The following is a 17,401-nucleotide window of genomic DNA, read 5'->3' as shown; positions in this document are numbered from 1 at the left end:
TATTTTGGAGCCACTCCCATGATCCCCATTCGCTGTCACACCGTCTCCGGCGTCGCGCTCTCCACCGGCCAGGACGAGACCAGGTTGTTGATGATGAAACGGGTCAAGGGCAGCTTCTGGTGCCATGTGGCGGGCACGGTCGAAGCAGGGGAAACCGGTTGGCAAACCATAGTGCGCGAATTTCGCGAGGAGACCGGCATCGTCGTGCACGAACTCTACAACGGCCAGTATCTGGAGCAGTTTTACGAGCACGCCACCAACACCGTCTGTCTGGTGCCGGTGTTCGTGGTCTACTGCCCGCCCAATCAGGTGGTCACCCTCAATGATGAGCATACCGAATATCGCTGGTGCACCTTGGCCGAGGCCAAGGCACTGGTGAGTTTCCCCGGCCAGCAGGCACTCTATGATCATCTCTGGCACTATTTTGTCGAAAACAGCCCCTCGGCGCTGATGCGGGTGGCCATGACGCCATAGCGCGTGAATGCTATGAGCCCTCTCGTTATCTTCTTGATCCTGTTGTGATCCGTCGCCAGCCATGGCCGCCATCAGCACATGTTGCCCCCCTGATCAGGCCGTTTTCAACAGAGATGATCACCAGGAATGAGTGAAGATAGAGACGCAGGCAATAGAGACCGCTAAAAGATCGATCATCTGACGGCAAGAGGGCGCCACCAGCCGCACACTGCAGCCATGTTTCTCACGCCGACCAGCCCCATCATTACTCGTATGAAGCCGCCCATAGCGCCCATTACCGTTATTTCAAGGTGCGCCATCCCATAAAATTGAAATATCGGGCCATTAGACGTTGTGAAGCGTCAATTACCGTCATATAACTTAGCCAAATATCCCTGTCAGCCGTACGGTAGCGTCAAATCATGATTACTCGCCCTTTTCTTACCCTGTTGCTCGGTGCCTTCCTCGTTCCCGTCAGCATGGAGAGCGCCCAGGCCAATCCGTTTTCAGCCCAGTCCCACTCCCCCAACAGCTTTCTGGAGCAGCGCAACGATCTGGCGCTGAGCTCCGCCGCCTTCGTAGTGGCCAACCCGCGCACCGGTGAAGTGTTCTCCGAGCGCAACGCCAACCGGGTGATGCCGATAGCCTCCATCACCAAGCTGATGACGGCGCTGGTGGTGCTCGATGCCAATCAGCGGCTCTCCGAGATGCTGACCGTCACCATGGCTGACGTGGATCGCCTCAAGGGCACCGGGTCGCGGCTGGCGGTGGGCTCGCGCCTGAGCCGGGCCGACATGCTGCACATCGCCCTGATGTCGTCGGAAAACCGCGCCGCCTCGGCGCTGGCCAGAAACTACCCGGGTGGCCAGCGCGCCTTCATCGAGGCGATGAACGCCAAGGCCCGCATGCTCGGCATGTGGAGCACCCAGTTCTCCGACAGTACCGGCCTCACCCCCCGCAACGTCTCCAGCGCCCACGATCTCGCCAAGCTGGTGGCGGCGGCATCCACCTATCCGCTCATTCGCCAGTACTCCTCCACCGAGGAGCGCATGGTGCGCAACGGCAAGCGTCAGCTGCACTACCTCAACTCCAACCGGCTGGTGCGCGAAGGGAGTTGGCCCATCTCCCTCTCCAAGACCGGCTACATCCGCGAGGCGGGGCGCTGCCTGGTGATGGCCACCCAGATCAACCGAGAGCCGGTGATCATGGTGCTGCTCAACGCCGACACCCCCAACGCCCGGGTGGCCGATGCCAAGCGGATCAAATCCTGGCTGGAGACTTCCGGTCGCATGAGCCTGACCGCCCAGTCCAGCCCCCAAACCAAGCTGTTCAGCAGCCAGTAAGGCTCCCGGCCATCCTCGTCAAAAAAGCCCCCGCATCCAGGTGCGGGGGCTTTTGTTATTGAGCCTTGTGGCCAAGCCTGCTGGCCACGGCGCCGAAGTGCTGGCGATCAGATCGGCTTGAGCCGCGCGGTGAAGTGGCGTAGCAGCGGCGGCTCGTAGTCAAAGGTGAGCCCGCGAATGTCGCTGGCCCGCGCTTTCACCGCGATCAGGCAGTCGGCCACGTAGTCCATGTGATCCCGGGTGTAGACCCGACGCGGAATGGTGAGTCGCAACAGCTCAAAGTCCGCCGCCTCCTGCTTGCCGGTGACGGGATCGCGCCCCAGCAGCAGGGAGCCTATTTCCACCCCGCGCACGCCCCCTTCCAGATAGAGCTCGCAGGCAAGCGCATGGGCCGGGAACTGCTCGGCTGGAATATGGGGCAGCAACTTTTTGGCATCCACAAACACCGCATGACCGCCGGTGGGCGTCTGGATGGGGATCCCCGCCTCGACCAGCCGCTCGCCGAGATAAGCCACCTGACTGATGCGGTAGGTGAGATACTCCTCATCCATCCCCTCGCGCAGGCCGATGGCGAGCGCCGCCATGTCCCGCCCGGCAAGGCCGCCATAGGTGACAAACCCCTCCATCGCCACGCAGCGCACCTGCACCGCGCGAAACAGCTCGAGATCCTCTTTGAAACAGCAGAGCCCGCCGATATTGACCAACCCGTCCTTCTTGGCCGACATGGTGAAGATATCCCCCAGCGCAAACATCTGGCGCACTATCTCCTGGATGCTGCACTTGGCATAAGCCGGGTCCCGCGCCTTGATAAACCAGGCGTTCTCGGCAAAACGGGCGGCATCGATCACCACCGGAATATGGTGGCGACGGGCCAGCGCCGAGACCACCTCCATATTGGCCATGGAGACCGGCTGGCCGCCGGCGCTGTTGCAGGTGACCGTGATGATGATGCCGGCCACGTTGTCGGCCCCCAGCGTCTCGATGGTGTCGGTCAGGCGAGGAAGATCAAAATCCCCCTTCCAGGGGTAAGGGGCCGTGGTGTCGAGGGCTTTCGGGGTGAGCAGGTTGATGGCCCGCGCCCCGGCCAACTCCACGTGGGCCTTGGTGGTGTCGAAGTGGTAGTTGGAGATAAAGACCGGCGCCTTGCCCTGGCAGCGCTTGACCAGTTCGGGGAAGAGGATCTGCTCGGCCCCGCGCCCCTGGTGGGTGGGCATCACATGCTGATAGCCAAAGATCTCGCGCACCGTGCGCTCCAGCTCGACGAAGTTACGGCTGCCCGCATAGGCCTCGTCCCCCATCATGATGCCGGCCCACTGACGGTCGGACATGGCACCTGTGCCACTGTCGGTCAGCAGATCGATGTAGACATCCTCGGCCAGCAGCAGGAAGGGGTTCCAGCCAGCGGCCTCGAGGGCGACGCGGCGCTCGGCGCCAGTGGTCTGCTTGATGGGCTCGACCATCTTGATACGAAACGGCTCGGGTATACGACGCATAAAAGACTCCTCACCGGCGCAAGGCCAGTGTGTTTGAAATTGGAATTGGTAAAGAGGCCGGGGCGATCAGGGTCGTCCGGCTGACAAATTCAAACGGCGGCTGCCGCCAATCAGCGGTGAGGAAAGTCGAGGGTCAGAATGGGATCCCGGGTATACCAGTGGGCGAGCAGGCAGGCTGCCCGGGGCGTAGCTGTCACGATTGGCATCACTCCCCTCCATGTCGGTTGTAACCAGTCGGTGGCCAATAAGATCCATTGATGGGTGCTGCCAGCAGGCAGCCTCGCCAAGTTAACAACTGGTTGCCATGCAAACAATCTGAGTGTCGACGGGTTGTGCGTCCGCTCACAAAGCGCCCATTCAGCAGACTCGATACCGGCGACAGTGATCCCCCCAGCACCCCGCTTCGTTAAGCTGTTATCCCGTTGACTTGACCCTGTTCACGCCGCCCCTTGCCAACCATCGGAAGTCCCATGCATCGCAAAGCCCATCTGCCCGAGAAGATCTGCCCCGTCTGCCAGCGCCCCTTTAGCTGGCGGCGCAAGTGGGCACACAGCTGGGAGGCTGTGCGCTACTGCAGCGAGCGCTGTCGCCGCGCTCGTCACCGCAGTCATCCACATAATGGGGAGCCAGTCTGATGGAGCTGCGCCTCGTACTCGGCGATCAGTTGAACGCCGGTCACAGCTGGTTTCGCACCCCGGATCCAGCGGTCTGTTATCTGATGGCGGAGCTGCGCCAGGAGACCGACTACTGTCGCCACCACCGCCAGAAGGTGCTGGCCTTCTTTGCCGCCATGCGCGCCTTCGCGGCGGCCCTCGGCAAGGCGGGCCATCGCGTCTGTTACCTGGCCCTCGATGAGAGCGCCCGCTGGCCCGACTTGCCCAGCTTGCTGACGGCCCAACTCGAAGCGCATCAGGCTGACAGCTTCGCCTGGCAGAGCCCGGACGAGTGGCGCCTCGCCAGCCAGTTGAAAAGCTGGGCGGCGGGCCTGACCATCCCTGCCACCGAGGTGGATAGCGAACATTTTCTCACTCCCCGTGATGGCTGGCAGCGCTACCCCCACAGCCGGATGGAGTTCTTCTACCGCGCCCTGCGCAAGCAATATCAGGTACTGCTCGATGAGCGCGGCCAGCCCCTTGGTGGGCGCTGGAACTTTGATGATGAGAATCGCGCCAAATTGCCGGCGAGCCAGCCCATCCCGGCCCCCCTCACCTTTGCCAACCAGGTGAGCGACATCAATGCCATGCTGACCCGCCACGGGGTCAGCACCATCGGCGAGGCGGATGCCAGCAAGCTGCCGTGGCCCATCACAAGGCGCCAGAGCCGCGAGCTGCTGGCCCATTTTCTGGCGCACTGCCTGCCCCACTTTGGCCGCTATCAGGATGCCCTGAGCGAGCGGGGCTGGAGCCTGTTTCACAGTCGCCTGTCGTTTTCCCTCAACAGCAAGATGCTCCACCCCCTCGAGGTGATCCGCGCCGCCGAAACCCACTGGCAGGCCAATCAGGCCGCCATCACCCTGGCGCAAGTGGAGGGCTTTATCCGCCAGGTCCTCGGCTGGCGCGAGTTCGTGCGCGCCCTCTACTGGGAGAAGATGCCCGACTATCGGCGCAGCAATTTTCTCGGGGCCGAGCGGCCGCTACCCGGCTTTTTCTGGAGCGGCGAAACAAACATGGCCTGCGTGCGTCACGCCATTCGCCAGTCTCTGGAGCACGCCTACGCCCACCATATCCAGCGGCTGATGGTGACCGGCAACTTTGCCCTGCTGGCGGGGATCCATCCTGACGAGGTGGATGCCTGGTATCTCGGTATCTATGTGGATGCCATCGAGTGGGTCGAGCTGCCCAACACCCGCGGCATGAGCCAGTTTGCCGATGGCGGCCTGATGGGCAGCAAGCCCTACGCCAGCAGCGGCGCCTATCTCGAGCGGATGGGCCACTACTGCAAGGGGTGCCACTATCAGGTGAAGGCCCGCAGCGGCGACGGGAGTTGCCCCTTCAACAGCCTCTACTGGCATTTTTTATGGCGCAACCGGGACAGACTTGGCAGCAACCCTCGCCTCGCCCTGCCCTATGCCAACTGGGATGGCCAGGCCGCCGAACAGCAGCACGCCATCCTGACGACGGCGGAGCAGTACCTGATCCGGCTGGAGCAGCTCTGACTGCCACAGCTAATGCCAACAAGTCCACAAATTTCAACATTGAAAACCAGTTAAATAATTGTAAATAGATATATATCCCAATTATATCTACACCAGTTGAATATCCTGTGGCGGCTGATTAATGTGAGGGCCCCAGTCAAGGAGAGACAAGATGGACATAGTGGTACTCGGTGGTGGCGTGGTCGGCGTGACCAGCGCCTGGTATCTGGCCAAGGCGGGTCACAAGGTGACCCTGCTGGAGCGGCGTGACGGGGTGGCCCTTGAAACCAGCCACGCCAATGCCGGACAGATCTCCCCCGGTTACGCGGCCCCCTGGGCGGCCCCCGGCATTCCCCTCAAGGCCGCCAAGTGGCTGCTGCAAAAGCATGCTCCCTTCACGGTGCGACCGACCTCGGATCCCTTCCAGCTGCGCTGGATGCTGAAGATGTTTGCCAACTGCACCCCGGCGGCCTATGCGGTCAACAAGGGGCGCATGGTGCGGCTGGCCGAATACAGCCGCGACTGCATGAAGCTGCTGCGCGACGAGCTGAGCATCGATTATGAAGGGCGCCAGCTCGGCACCCTGCAGCTGTTTCGCAGTCAGGCCCAGCTCGATGCCAGCAAGCGCGACATCGAGGTGCTGGAAGAGTATGGCGTGCCCTACCAGTCCCTCGATGCCGCTGGCTGTGAAGGGGCAGAGCCGGCGCTGGCCCGGGTACGCGGCAAGATAGTGGGCGGCCTGCGCCTGCCGGGTGATGAGACCGGCGACTGCTTCCGCTTCACCAAGGCCATGGCAGCAGAAGCGCAGCGACTGGGGGTCAAGTTCGTGTTCAACTGCGCCATCGACGAGATCGAGCTGGCGCAGGGACGCGCCGTGGCGGTGCGGGCCGGCGAGCAGCGCTTCAAGGCCGACGCCATCGTCTGTGCCCTTGGCAGCTATGCCACCGGCTTCCTGCGACCGCTCGGGCTCGATCTGCCAGTCTACCCGGTCAAGGGCTACTCCCTCACCCTGCCGATGATCAACGCCGAGGCCGCGCCGCGCAGTACCGTGCTGGACGAAACCTACAAGGTGGCCATCACCCGTTTCGATGAGCGGATCCGGGTCGGCGGCATGGCGGAGCTGTCGGGCTACAACCTGGCCCTCAACCCGAAACGGCACGACACCCTGGCCATGGTGGTCGGTGATCTCTTCCCCGAGGGGGGCGACATCAGCCGCGCCGACTTCTGGACCGGGCTACGCCCCATGACGCCGGACGGCACCCCGCTGGTGGGCCCAAGCCCCATCCCCGGCCTCTGGCTCAACACCGGCCACGGCACCCTGGGCTGGACCATGGCGGCAGGCTCGGGTCAGCTGCTGTGCGATCTCATCAGTGGCAGCGATACCGCCATCAGCGATGAAGGGCTCACCCTGGCCCGCTACGGCTGAGCCTTGTCCTCCGTCTCTCTTATCCCAACGAGGGAGTGCCTGGCACTTCCTCGTTCTTTGAACTTGTTCAGTTTGTCCAGCCATGCAGTGCCAAGGCACAGACAACAAAAAGGCCCCGTGAGGGGCCTTGCTTATGAACTGACCGGTGCACCGGTTTCACCCAGCGCCGGGTGCAGCGTCAGGTTGAACAGTGCAGCGACCATGTCCGACTGGGTCAGGATCCCCACCAGTTGCTCGCCATCCACCACCGGCATGTGGTGCAGACCGCCATCGGAGAAGGCGCCCACCAGATCGTAGAGCGGCTGATCGTGGCGGGCGGTCGACACCTTGCGGGTCATCAGGTCGGCGACCCGCAGCTCAGCCAGATCCGCGGCGCCCCGCGGCTGTTGCAGTGCCCGGTCGATCATCAGGTCGTGCAGGGTGATGATGCCGGTCAGCCGGCCGGCCTCGTCCACCACCGGCAACGCCTTGACCTGATGGTGGGAGAGCCGTTGCCAGGCCGCCATGGCCGGCTGCTGCGCCTCTATCAGGATCAGATCCCGCGACATCACCTCCTGCACCCGCACAGTGCCCACCCTGGCCCGCAGCGCATGCAGCTGGGCCTCCTGCAGCAGCGCCTGCAGATCCTGGCGGCTGATGTCGAGCAGCTCGCCGTGCTTTTCCAGCGCAAAATCGATGTCCGCCGCCTGGGTCGCCACCCGCTCGCTCGGCTGGGGATCGGCGGTCTGATGGCGGTTGGGCCGGGCCTGACCGCTGTTGGGATAACGGCGCCCCAGCAGCCGGTTGTAGCAGAGCGCCAGTAGCAGCAACAACAGCGAATTGAGCAGCACCGGCAGCAGCACATAACCGACCCCGAGCTGGCGGATCCCCTCGCCGCCGATGACCGCGGTCAAGGCCACGGCGCCGCCGGGCGGATGCAGGCTGCGGGTGAGCAACATGGCGGCGATGGCCAGCATCACGGCAAGGGCGGCGGCCTGCGCCGGATCCGCCACCAGACTGGCACTCAGCACTCCCATCAGCGCCGAGACCCCGTTGCCCACCAGGATGGACCAGGGCTGGGCCAGCGGGCTGGCCGGCGCGGCAAACAGCAGCACGGCGGAGGCCCCCATGGGGGCGATCAGCCAATGGGCCTCAAGCCCCAGCCCCCAGCGGCACAAGAGGGCAGTTCCCAACAGCCCGACGAAGGCGCCAAGGGCACCGTAACAACTCTCTTTGAGACTGGTATTGGTGGATACCGGAAAGAAATCCCTGAACTGCATGGGGCTCCTGCGAGGATAACATTCATTTCAAATGCGCGATTTTAACGACATAACGCTGGCAAATACCACCAGGAGGTGCGGTCTACTCCGTTCAGCCATCCCGCACCAGGAAAACAGGAATCATACGGAAACACCCCTGTTCCATCCGAGCACTCTGAAACTGTGACTCAGCAACAAATTCTTACAAAAAATGGCGTACCCCCCTCATTTTTCTCTTTTCTTAACCTCGGCTTAAGAAATGTCGTGTCACCTTGAGGCCATATTCATGCACGGAGCCACTACTTATGAGCACTATCAGAGATGCCCTGCGCCGCTTCGACGGTCAGCGCCGCTGCTGGACCGCCGGGCTGGAGCGGGCCGCCCTCGCCTGGCTCGCGCGTCAAGGCCGACTGCCGGCAGCCAGCCAGCCTCCCCAGCGGATCCTGGTCATTCGCAGCACCTGCCGCATCGGCAACAACCTGTTTCTGCTGCCCTTCCTGCAAAAGGTACGCAGTGCCCACCCCCATGCCGAGATAGAGCTGGTGTGCATCGGCGGCCAGCTGCTCCCCTTCCTGGCCGATCTGCAGCTGCAGCGCATTCACCCGGTCAGGTTGCAGGGCAAGCGGCTGCTGGCCTCCCTGTCGGTGCTGTGGCAACTGCGCCGTCAGCATTACGATCGGGTCTATGTGCCCTTTGCCTCCAGCACCGATCACCTCATCGCCGGCTGGGTAAAGGCCCGCGAGAAGCTGGGCTTTGACGATGCCAAGGGGGATGCCCTGTTCCCCCAGCCCCTCACTCCCAACAATCACTGCCACTACGCCCACCAGCCGCTGCAACTGCTCGGCATGCACGGTCATCTCGCCGATCAGATTGAGCTCGGCAGCTTGTTGCACAGCGCCAGCCCGCGGCTGCTGGCGCTCAGGCAGGACTACCCGGAACGGCCGCTCATCGGCTTTTTCACCGGTGCCCGCAAGGGCAAGGGGCTCTCCCTGCCCCAGTGGCAGCGGCTGCTCGGGGATCTGCGCCGCCACTATCCCGCCGCCCTGCTGATCCAGCTCGAGGATCCCGCCGATCCCCAGCCCCCACTGGGGGACGTGCAGGTTGCCCTCAGCAGCCTGAGCGAGCTGGCCCGCTTTGCCGGCGGCCTTTCCCTCTTCGTCAGCGGTGACACCGGGCCATTGCACCTGGCCGCCGCCAGCGGCGTGCCCTGCCTCGGTCTCTTTACCCAGACCGATCCCGCCCGCTACGGCTGCCTCGGTGCCCAGCACCTCAATCTGGTGATCGGCGATCGCAATGCCATCCCCCTCGATCATCACTGGCTGGCCGGGGTCATGGCACGCACCCCGCTCAATCAGGAGAGGCTACCTGCGCCAACCCCGGCCCCTTGCTTGCCAGGTGCGCCCTTGCCGCTCCCTGCTGCGGGCTGATCCAGCCAGCGCCCACACCGGCAAGGCGATTCAGCTCGTCCTGCCGTTCCATTCCTCTTTTCATCATCAGCGTCAACGATAGCGAGCCTCCATCCTGGCCAGCTCGCCACTTTGCCGCAATCGCGCCAAGATGCGAGTCAACTCGTCCACCCTGGCGGCGAAGGGGGATGAGTTGGCAATACAGAGGTGGAGCGGCGTCAGCTCCAGTTGCAGGGGGACTTCCGTGATCGTCCCCGCTAATCCCAGCTGAGCCAGCTTGAAGCTCGCCACCAGAGGATCCGTGATCATCAGATCCCCCCGACCGGCCGCCAGCAACTTGAAGACATTGTCCACATTGCTGGTGAGATGGACCTTGAAACCGACCAGGTTCTCCTTGCCCCAGCCATTGCCGATGTAGTCGAGAATGGTGAACGCCTTGAGATCGCTCAAGGCGCGGGCCTGGTTGAGACGGGCCAGGGCCGGATGGCCGGTTTGCGTGAACAGGGTCAAAGGTGAAAAGGCCACCGGGGCCTCGACCACCCGGGTATAGGCTCGCCGCTCCCGGGTCGGCACGGTGACGAAGCCGTCGGCTTGACCGGCACGGACCAGTTTCTGCGCCCGCAACCAGGGATATCCCTCATGATGCACCTGAACCCCAAGCTCGAGCCCGACCCTGTCCATCACATCCACCATGAGTCCACGCATCTTGCCCTCCTCGTCACGCCATGAGTAGGGGGCAAAATCATCGAAATAGACCATGTTGAGCGAAGAGACGGCAACCGCCTGGGGAGATGCCGCCAACAGCAGCCCCCATAAACACCAAAACCAGAGACCCGCTTTCATCATGTCAGCCCCGCCGTCATCACCCTGCCCTGAGCCTAGCGCAAGCGCATCGAATGAAAAAATGGGCGAGGCCTCGCCGGCGCAGGCGGGGTGATATCGTCAAGCTGCCACGCTTGCTGGCCTAGGATCCAGCCTTGCAAAACAGGGGGAACATGGCGGGGGTTATGGGGGCTGCGTCCAGTATTCCGGGACCGACGTGCCACCCGGCCTGCCCGCGCCGTCATTGCTACAACCCCTCCCCCGGCCAACATCAACGGTTGATCCGGCATAAAAAGAGAGGGAAGGCTTGCGCCTTCCCTCGTTCGTTATGCCCGTACTCTCTTGTTGTTTGCAGATGGTCTTCAGGCCAGCTCGGCACGCAGCGCCTTGGTGGCATCGACCATCACCTTGAGGGCGGCCTCGGTCTCTTCCCAGCCGCGGGTCTTGAGGCCGCAGTCCGGGTTGACCCACAGCCGCTCTGCCGGGATCTGCTTGGCGGCCTTGCGGATCAGATCCTCAATCCAGCCCTGGCTCGGCACGTTCGGCGAGTGGATGTCATAGACGCCCGGGCCGATTTCGTTGGGGTAGTTGAAGCGCTCGAACGCTCCCAGCAGCTGCATCTGGCTACGGCTGGTCTCGATGGTGATCACGTCCGCATCGAGCGCCGCCACCGCCTCTATGATGAGGTTGAAGTCGCTGTAGCACATGTGGGTGTGGATCTGGGTGCTGTCCACCACCGGGCTCGCGCTCAGGCGGAAGGCGCGCACCGCCCAGTCGAGGTACGCCTGGTGATCCTGTTTGCGCAGGGGCAAGCCTTCGCGGATCGCCGGCTCGTCGATCTGGATGATCTTGATGCCGGCGGCTTCCAGATCTGCCACCTCGTCGCGAATGGCCAGGCCAATCTGCAGGGCGGACTGTTCGCGGCTCACGTCTTCGCGCGGGAAGGACCAGCAGAGGATGGTCACAGGGCCGGTCAGCATGCCCTTGACCGGCTTGTCGGTCAGGCTCTGGGCAAACTGGGTCCACGCCAGGGTCATGGGGGTCGGCCGGTCGATGTCGCGGGTGATCACCGGCGGCTTGACGCAGCGGGAGCCATAGCTCTGTACCCAGCCGAAGCGGGTGATGGCAAAGCCATCCAGCAATTCACCGAAGTACTCCACCATGTCGTTGCGCTCGGCTTCACCGTGCACCAACACGTCCAGCCCGATGGCCTCCTGACGCTCGATGGCATCCTTGATCTGGGCCTGAATGCCCGCCTCGTAGGCGCCATCGTCGATACGACCGGCTCGCCAATCCTGGCGCAGCACCCGAATTTCCGAGGTCTGCGGGAAGGAGCCGATGGTGGTGGTCGGCAAGAGCGGCAACTTGAGATCCGCGCGCTGTGCCTCGGCCCGCACCGGGTAGGCGCTGTGGCGTTCGAAATCGCTGTTGGTGAGGCTGGCGAGGCGTGACTGCACCGCCTTCTTGTGCACCCGGCTGTCAGACTCCCGATCCACGATGGGCTGGCTGTAGGCATTGATCTTGTCCAGCTCCCCGCCATTGAGATGGTCGGCCAGCAGCCCCAGCTCGTAGCATTTTTGCAGGGCAAAGGCGAACCAGCTGCGGGTCTGGGGATCCAGCTCGTGTTCCAGGGTCAAGTCCACCGGGCTGTGCAGCAAGGAGCAGGAGGAGGCCACCCAGAGCCGCTCGCCGAGCTTGGCTTTCAGTGCCTTGAGGGTCGGTACCAGCTTGGCCAGATTGGCACGCCAGACGTTGCGACCGTTGATGACCCCGGCCGAGATGACCCACTGGGCCGGCAGGTGCGGGACCAGGGTCTCCAGCTGCTCGGGGGCCGCCACCAGATCCAGGTGCAGGCCATCCACCTTCAGGCTGGTGATGATGTCGCGCTGATGAGCCACCGAACCGAAGTAGGTGGTGAGCAGCAGCTTGCAGGGGCCTGCCAGACGCTCATAGGCGTTGAGGTAGGCGAGGCGCCACTCGTCCGGCAGGTCCAGCGCCAGCGCCGGCTCGTCGATCTGCACCCACTCCACCCCCTGGGCGGCCAGTTTCGCCAGGATCTCCTGGTAGACGATGAGCAGGCGGTCGAGCAGCTCGAGGCGGGAGAAGCCGCTCTCTTTCTCCTTGCCAAGCCACAGGTAGGAGACGGGCCCCAGCAGTACCGCCTTGACCGGCAGACCCAGCGCCTTGGCCTCTTCCACTTCGTCAAACAGCTGGCTCCAGCCCAGTTTGAAGCGCTGGTCGCGGCTGAACTCGGGCACCAGGTAGTGGTAGTTGGTGTTGAACCACTTGGTCATCTCGGCGGCGGCGGCGGCCGGACCGGTCGGCGCACGACCACGGGCGACCCGGAACAGGGTATCGAGATCGGTGTCGCCATGGCGGTGGCGGGCGGGGATGGCATCCACCAGCAGGCTGGTGCCAAGCACCTGATCGTACCAGGCGAAGTCACCCACCGGCAGCAGGGTCACACCAGCCTGTTGCTGGGCCTGCCAGTGACGCTCACGCAGGCTCTTGCCGGTGGCGATGAGTTCGGCCTGGCTGGTTTCGCCGCGCCAGTAAGATTCGAGGGCAAATTTCAGCTCGCGCTTGGCGCCGATACGGGGAAAGCCCAGGGTGTGTGCGCAGGTCATAGGTTCCATTCCTTATGCTCATTCATCTGATGGTGAACTGGATGATTTAGCCATCCAGATGTTTACACATCCAAAATGACAAGATAAGGTGGCGTTGGCTATTGAATCCTTTTCAACTGGCTCTCAAGAAATTCTCAAGGCGGGCAACAAACCGCCGCCCAGGCATAACAAGGAGGGATACCATGGCGGTGTCAAACAACCCGGGGATCGACATCAAGCACCTGAAGACGGTGAGCGCGCTGGCCGAGCAGGGCTCGCTGGCCGGGGCGGCGCTCTGCCTTAACCTCACCCAGTCCGCCCTCTCCCACCAGCTCAAGGAGCTGGAGACCCGCCTCAACCTGGAGCTCTATCTGCGCAAGAGCCGGCCGCTGGTGCTGACCGCGGCCGGCAACCAGCTGCTGGGGCTGGCCCGCCAGGTGCTGCCGGCGCTGGCCCAGACCGAGAAACAGCTGCAGGCCCTGCACAGCGGCGACGCCGGTCGCCTGCACCTGGCGCTCGATTGCCACAGTTGCATCCAGTGGCTGCTGCCGCTGTTGCCCGATTTTCGCCGTCAGTGGCCGGGGGTTGACCTGGAAGTGGAGTCGGTGCCGGGCTTTGATGCCATCAGCGCCCTGCTCGGCGGCCAGCTCGACCTGCTGCTCACCTCGGACGTGCAGGCGCGCGGCGATCTGCACTTCGAGCCGCTGTTCGCCTTCGAGCTGGTGCTGGTGATGGCGCCGGACCACCCCCTCTGTGGCCAGCAGACCATCAAGCCTGAGGATCTGCGCCCCGAGGTGCTGCTGGTCTACCCGGTGGAGCGGGCACGGATGGACGTGTTCAGCCGCTTCCTGCAGCCGGCCGGCATCGAGCCCGCCCGCTGCAAGCCGGTGGACAACACCTCAGTGATGCTGCAGATGGCCGCCGCCGGCCTTGGCGTCGCCGCCCTGCCGCGCTGGGCCTGCGAGGAGTTTGTCCGCCAGGGGCTGCTCGAGGCGCGCCCGCTCGCCGAGGGGGTGCGCCGCCACATGTATGGCGCCGTGCGCGCCGCCGACCGGGATCAAGCCTGTCTGCAGAGCCTGTTTGAACGTATTCGCAGCAAGATGGGCGATGTAAAAACGCAGTGACTTGCAAGAGAAGGGCGCTACGCCGACCAGGATCATCTGAACCTGCAAACGGCAGAGCCTGTTCGAGCGCATTCGCAGCAAGATGGGCGACGTAAAGGCGCAGTAAAAAGCCGCCAGAGGGCGGCTTGTCATCACGCAGGACTTCTTATTCAAGCCCCCTCTTCACAGCTCACCGCCCCCTGCCGCCGAGGGCAGTTTGCGCACAGCTCACCATCGCGGCGCTTGTAGTGCAGGCAGCAGCGCTGGCGCACGTAACCGACCAAGCCGGCCGCTGGCGGCCAGGGCGCCGGCTGCCAGCCCGCCAGATGTTCGGTCGGCAGACCGCAGGCGGCAAGCCAGTGCGGCGCATGGGCCGCCACCTCGGCGGGGCTTATCTCGTCAAAGAACGCGGGCACCCGCACCAGCGCCGCCAGCAGATCGTCCGCCAAGAGCGGCCGCACGAAACCGGGCCGCAGCCGCTGCACCTGCCCGAGCGCTGTGAACAGCGCCTGCCAATGGGCCTGCAGCCGCTCACCCGCCACCTTGATCAAGAGCTCCAGCTCCCCCTTGATCATGGGCTCGGCCGGCAGAGTAAAGCCGGATACCAGCCCATCCTGATAACCCAGGCCCAGCCTCTCCAGCGCCGGCACGGCCCGCAGCCGATAGACGGCCACCATGGCCAGATAGATGGATTGCCAGCAGAGCATGCCCCAGCTGCGGGTGAGCCAGTAGGCGGGACCTGCCTCCGGATGGGCCAGTCGCCAATACTCGTGCAGTGCGGCCGCCACCTCGGCCGGCGTGGCCTGCTTGGTCGTCGTCAACAGTGCCGCAGCTTCGCCGGCGGCCACCAGCCGCCCCTTGAGGGATGGGATAAGCCCGGCGGCGGCCGCGAACAGGGCGCCGTGATCCGCCAGTGACTGCAGATCCGGCTCGCGCCGCGCCACCGAAGTGCGGGCACGACGGCCGGCGCCGCTCATGGGATGAGAGAGTCCCGGGCGCGGCCCGGGACGCAGGGTCAGAATACGTATTTGAGTCGCGCCTCCACGCTGCGCTCTGCCCCGAACCAGCAGTTGTTCTGGTCGTAGCAGGAGTAGTAGGTCTTGTTGAACAGGTTGCTGGCGCTGAGTGACGCCTCCACCCCTTGCAGGCGCTGGCTAAGCTGGGCCAGATCGTAGGAGGCAGCCATGTCCATCAGCAGGTAATCCGGCACGGTGTCAGTGTTGGCGGCATCAAGCTGGGCCTCCCCCACGTAGCGCAGGCCAGCCCCCAGGCGCGCCCCTTCCAGCGGGCCGGCCAGCAGGTAGTTGCTCCACAGCGAAGCCATTTGCTTGGGCACCCAGACCGGGGTCTTGCCCTGCAGGCTGGTGGTGTCGCGGGTGATCTCCATATCTTGGCGGGTATAGCTCAGCGCCAGATCCCAGCGGCTGGTGAGATCGACGCGCCCCTCCAGCTCGATCCCCTTGGAGACCATCTCGCCGGTCTGCAGCTTGGGCCCGTAGACGTTGTCCGGATCCGTCACCAGGGCATTTTGCTTGGTGATGTGGAACGCCGAGAGAGTGGCGGTCTTGCTCATGTCCTCGGAGAGGAACTTGAGCCCCCCCTCCCACTGCCGGCCGGTGGCCGGTTTGAACGCTTGACCTTGCTTGTCTGCCCCCGCCACCGGCTCGAAGCTCTCGGCATAACTCACATAGGGCGAGAGGCCATGATCCAGCTCGTAGAGGGCGCCGAGGCGCAGCGAGAGGTTGTCCTGATCAATCTGGGCCAGGGTGTTGCTCGCCGCCCCCTGATAGAGGGTCCGGCTGTCGGTGTCCATCCGGTAGCGGTCGTAGCGTGCACCGCCGATGGCCACCAGCCGATCGAGACGCACCTGATCCTGCAGGTAGAGACCGCTCTGGTACTGGCGGATGGTGCGGTTGTCCTGATAGTTGAAGGCCAGATCTGCCGGCACTATCTGCTGCTGGTTCGGGTTGAAGATGTCGATGGCCGGGGCAGAGTAGTCGAGGGTATCCCGGTAGAGAATACGCGCATCCAGATACTGGTAATCGACCCCCAGCAGCAGGTTGTGCTGGGCCTTGCCGGTCTGCACCTTGCCCGCCAGCTGGTTGTCGATGACAAAGCCGCGGGACTCTTCATTGGTCAGGTAGGCGTTGCGGGCCAGGGTGCGGTTATCGGCCGCCAGTGCCGCGTTGTAGGTGTTCTGCTGGTTGGCCGAGGCATCCATGTAGCGGGCGTTTTGCAGCAGCTGCCAGTTGGCGTTGAAGTCGTGGCTCAGCTTGTAGCCGAGCAGGGTCACCTCCCGGCTGTAGTGATTCCAGTTTTCATCGCCAAGGAAGGTATCGCTACCCAGCTGGCCAAGCGGGTTGGATTTGACCGAGCCGCTGGCCGGCACAGTGGTGTAGATGCCGGCTTGCGGGTCTTTCTGGTAATAGAGGTTGAGGTTTAGCAGGGTGCGGTCACTCAACTGCCAGTCGAGAGAGGGCGCCAGCACGTAGCGCTCCTCCTCTGAGGTCACCGCCTGACCCTCTTTCTGACGAGCCAGCCCCACCAGCCGATAGGCAAACTGATCGTTGAGGGCACCGGTGCTGTCGAGGGTCAGCTCCTTGAGGGTGCCCGTCCCGCTCGCCACGCTGACGCTGTGCCTAGCTTCCCGCTGGGGGCGCTTGGCGATGAGGTTCACCATGCCGCCGGGGGGCATGCTGCCGTAGAGCACGGAGGTGGGCCCCTTGAACACCTCCAGCTGCTCGATGGCCACCGGATCGATCTGGGGCTGCAGGTTCCAGTCGTTGTACTGCAGCAGCAGGCCGTCGTAGAAGTTCTGGTAGTTGTCAAAGCCGCGAATGTTGAACAGATCCAGCCGGTTGACCGCCCCGCCCCGCAGCTCGGTGTTGACGCCGGGCACATAGCGCAGCGCCTCGCTCACCGAGCTGACGCCGCGCTGTTCCAGGGTGTCACCCTCCACCACCGAGATGGCCTGGGGCGTCTCCAGGGGGTCGAGCCGGGTCTTGGTCGCGGTGTTGCGATAGGTCTCGCCGAGCACGGTCAGGGTCTCGTCGGCCCGGGTCTGTGTCGGGTGCTCGGTGGCGGCTGCCTGCACGGGGCCAGCCAACAGGGCGGAGATAGTCGCGGCGACCAGGGTCAAAGGGGGGTGAGTGGCGTACATCTGATCCTCTAATGCAATGAGTTAATAGTAACAAATCTCATTTGCATTTTATTGGGTCATTTTGCCCTTGAATTAACAATTTGGGGCATGTTGGTGCTGAAGAGAGAGAAAATGCGGCCACTATGGCCCCATCCGGCAACCTCAACTGACGGCAGACACGCAGGCGATGTCGAATGGATAGCAAGGCTTGCCGCAACAAAAGGGGAAAGAGGGATAG

General features: G+C 63.7%; 13 protein-coding genes. 7 read left to right on the top strand and 6 right to left on the bottom strand.

Features of this window, described 5'->3' with window-relative positions; all coding sequences use genetic code 11:
• The first annotated feature begins 18 nt into the window (after nucleotides 1-18).
• Both AB5Y81_RS20405 and pbpG read left to right on the top strand, forming a co-directional pair.
• Entirely contained in the window at nucleotides 19-474 is a 456-nt protein-coding gene (locus tag AB5Y81_RS20405) for an NUDIX pyrophosphatase (protein ID WP_279484419.1), read from the top strand.
• Nucleotides 475-875: 401 nt separating this feature from the next.
• Complete coding sequence (pbpG, locus tag AB5Y81_RS20400) at nucleotides 876-1,796, top strand: D-alanyl-D-alanine endopeptidase (RefSeq protein WP_211050663.1); 921 nt, start codon at nucleotides 876-878, stop codon at nucleotides 1,794-1,796.
• A gap of 107 nt (nucleotides 1,797-1,903) precedes the next feature.
• Here pbpG and AB5Y81_RS20395 read toward each other — a convergent pair whose 3' ends face one another.
• On the bottom strand, nucleotides 1,904-3,289 hold the full coding sequence (locus AB5Y81_RS20395) for a tryptophanase (RefSeq protein ID WP_279484421.1): 1,386 nt from the start codon (nucleotides 3,287-3,289) through the stop codon (nucleotides 1,904-1,906).
• A gap of 470 nt (nucleotides 3,290-3,759) precedes the next feature.
• On the opposite strand from AB5Y81_RS20395, the gene AB5Y81_RS20390 reads away from it, so the two are divergent.
• From AB5Y81_RS20390 to AB5Y81_RS20380, 3 genes are all read left to right on the top strand, one after another.
• Nucleotides 3,760-3,924 carry a DUF2256 domain-containing protein gene (locus AB5Y81_RS20390; protein WP_279484422.1) on the top strand — a complete coding sequence of 55 codons (165 nt, stop codon included), beginning with the start codon at nucleotides 3,760-3,762 and terminating at the stop codon, nucleotides 3,922-3,924.
• On the top strand, nucleotides 3,924-5,444 hold the full coding sequence (locus AB5Y81_RS20385) for a cryptochrome/photolyase family protein (protein ID WP_279484423.1): 1,521 nt from the start codon (nucleotides 3,924-3,926) through the stop codon (nucleotides 5,442-5,444). The genes AB5Y81_RS20390 and AB5Y81_RS20385 overlap by 1 nt, the downstream gene beginning before the upstream one ends.
• Before the next feature lie 151 nt (nucleotides 5,445-5,595).
• Nucleotides 5,596-6,849 carry a D-amino acid dehydrogenase gene (locus tag AB5Y81_RS20380; RefSeq protein ID WP_005300281.1) on the top strand — a complete coding sequence of 418 codons (1,254 nt, stop codon included), beginning with the start codon at nucleotides 5,596-5,598 and terminating at the stop codon, nucleotides 6,847-6,849.
• A 131-nt stretch (nucleotides 6,850-6,980) separates the two neighbouring features.
• On the opposite strand, the gene AB5Y81_RS20375 is transcribed toward AB5Y81_RS20380, so the two are convergent.
• Entirely contained in the window at nucleotides 6,981-8,108 is a 1,128-nt protein-coding gene (locus AB5Y81_RS20375) for an HPP family protein (RefSeq protein WP_279484424.1), read from the bottom strand.
• Nucleotides 8,109-8,392: 284 nt separating this feature from the next.
• On the opposite strand from AB5Y81_RS20375, the gene AB5Y81_RS20370 reads away from it, so the two are divergent.
• On the top strand, nucleotides 8,393-9,514 hold the full coding sequence (locus AB5Y81_RS20370) for a glycosyltransferase family 9 protein (RefSeq protein ID WP_279484425.1): 1,122 nt from the start codon (nucleotides 8,393-8,395) through the stop codon (nucleotides 9,512-9,514).
• 72 nt (nucleotides 9,515-9,586) lie between these two features.
• On the opposite strand, the gene AB5Y81_RS20365 is transcribed toward AB5Y81_RS20370, so the two are convergent.
• Complete coding sequence (locus tag AB5Y81_RS20365) at nucleotides 9,587-10,252, bottom strand: ABC transporter substrate-binding protein (protein ID WP_279485544.1); 666 nt, start codon at nucleotides 10,250-10,252, stop codon at nucleotides 9,587-9,589.
• A gap of 425 nt (nucleotides 10,253-10,677) precedes the next feature.
• Nucleotides 10,678-12,942, bottom strand: coding sequence for a 5-methyltetrahydropteroyltriglutamate--homocysteine S-methyltransferase (metE, locus tag AB5Y81_RS20360; RefSeq protein ID WP_164464956.1), 2,265 nt, complete (start codon nucleotides 12,940-12,942; stop codon nucleotides 10,678-10,680).
• A 182-nt stretch (nucleotides 12,943-13,124) separates the two neighbouring features.
• Between metE and AB5Y81_RS20355 the strand changes: the two genes are divergently transcribed.
• The gene (locus AB5Y81_RS20355) at nucleotides 13,125-14,045 is read left to right on the top strand and encodes a LysR substrate-binding domain-containing protein (RefSeq protein ID WP_019838694.1); all 921 of its coding nucleotides are present in this window, start codon (nucleotides 13,125-13,127) and stop codon (nucleotides 14,043-14,045) included.
• A 149-nt stretch (nucleotides 14,046-14,194) separates the two neighbouring features.
• Here the strand turns inward: AB5Y81_RS20355 and AB5Y81_RS20350 are convergent, their stop codons facing one another.
• The gene (locus tag AB5Y81_RS20350) at nucleotides 14,195-15,001 is read right to left on the bottom strand and encodes a siderophore ferric iron reductase (protein WP_279484426.1); all 807 of its coding nucleotides are present in this window, start codon (nucleotides 14,999-15,001) and stop codon (nucleotides 14,195-14,197) included.
• Nucleotides 15,002-15,039: 38 nt separating this feature from the next.
• Nucleotides 15,040-17,184, bottom strand: coding sequence for a TonB-dependent siderophore receptor (locus AB5Y81_RS20345; RefSeq protein WP_279484427.1), 2,145 nt, complete (start codon nucleotides 17,182-17,184; stop codon nucleotides 15,040-15,042).
• Between the last annotated feature and the right edge of the window lie 217 nt (nucleotides 17,185-17,401).

Source organism: Aeromonas sp. s2, from assembly GCF_040907935.1.
Classification (GTDB): Bacteria; Pseudomonadota; Gammaproteobacteria; order Enterobacterales; family Aeromonadaceae; genus Aeromonas; species Aeromonas dhakensis.
Note: the sequence above shows the minus strand (reverse complement) of the source record. Positions and strands in the feature narration are given on the sequence as shown.

Bases quoted from the DNA above. Each gene is read 5' to 3' on its own strand.
- pbpG (WP_211050663.1), top strand. From the start codon at position 876: ATGATTACTCGCCCTTTTCTTACCCTGTTGCTCGGTGCCTTCCTCGTT.
- metE (WP_164464956.1), bottom strand. From the start codon at position 12,942: ATGACCTGCGCACACACCCTGGGCTTTCCCCGTATCGGCGCCAAGCGC.
- AB5Y81_RS20370 (WP_279484425.1), top strand. From the start codon at position 8,393: ATGAGCACTATCAGAGATGCCCTGCGCCGCTTCGACGGTCAGCGCCGC.
- AB5Y81_RS20350 (WP_279484426.1), bottom strand. From the start codon at position 15,001: ATGAGCGGCGCCGGCCGTCGTGCCCGCACTTCGGTGGCGCGGCGCGAG.
- AB5Y81_RS20395 (WP_279484421.1), bottom strand. From the start codon at position 3,289: ATGCGTCGTATACCCGAGCCGTTTCGTATCAAGATGGTCGAGCCCATC.
- AB5Y81_RS20405 (WP_279484419.1), top strand. From the start codon at position 19: ATGATCCCCATTCGCTGTCACACCGTCTCCGGCGTCGCGCTCTCCACC.
- AB5Y81_RS20390 (WP_279484422.1), top strand. From the start codon at position 3,760: ATGCATCGCAAAGCCCATCTGCCCGAGAAGATCTGCCCCGTCTGCCAG.
- AB5Y81_RS20365 (WP_279485544.1), bottom strand. From the start codon at position 10,252: ATGGTCTATTTCGATGATTTTGCCCCCTACTCATGGCGTGACGAGGAG.
- AB5Y81_RS20345 (WP_279484427.1), bottom strand. From the start codon at position 17,184: ATGTACGCCACTCACCCCCCTTTGACCCTGGTCGCCGCGACTATCTCC.
- AB5Y81_RS20380 (WP_005300281.1), top strand. From the start codon at position 5,596: ATGGACATAGTGGTACTCGGTGGTGGCGTGGTCGGCGTGACCAGCGCC.
- AB5Y81_RS20385 (WP_279484423.1), top strand. From the start codon at position 3,924: ATGGAGCTGCGCCTCGTACTCGGCGATCAGTTGAACGCCGGTCACAGC.
- AB5Y81_RS20375 (WP_279484424.1), bottom strand. From the start codon at position 8,108: ATGCAGTTCAGGGATTTCTTTCCGGTATCCACCAATACCAGTCTCAAA.
- AB5Y81_RS20355 (WP_019838694.1), top strand. From the start codon at position 13,125: ATGGCGGTGTCAAACAACCCGGGGATCGACATCAAGCACCTGAAGACG.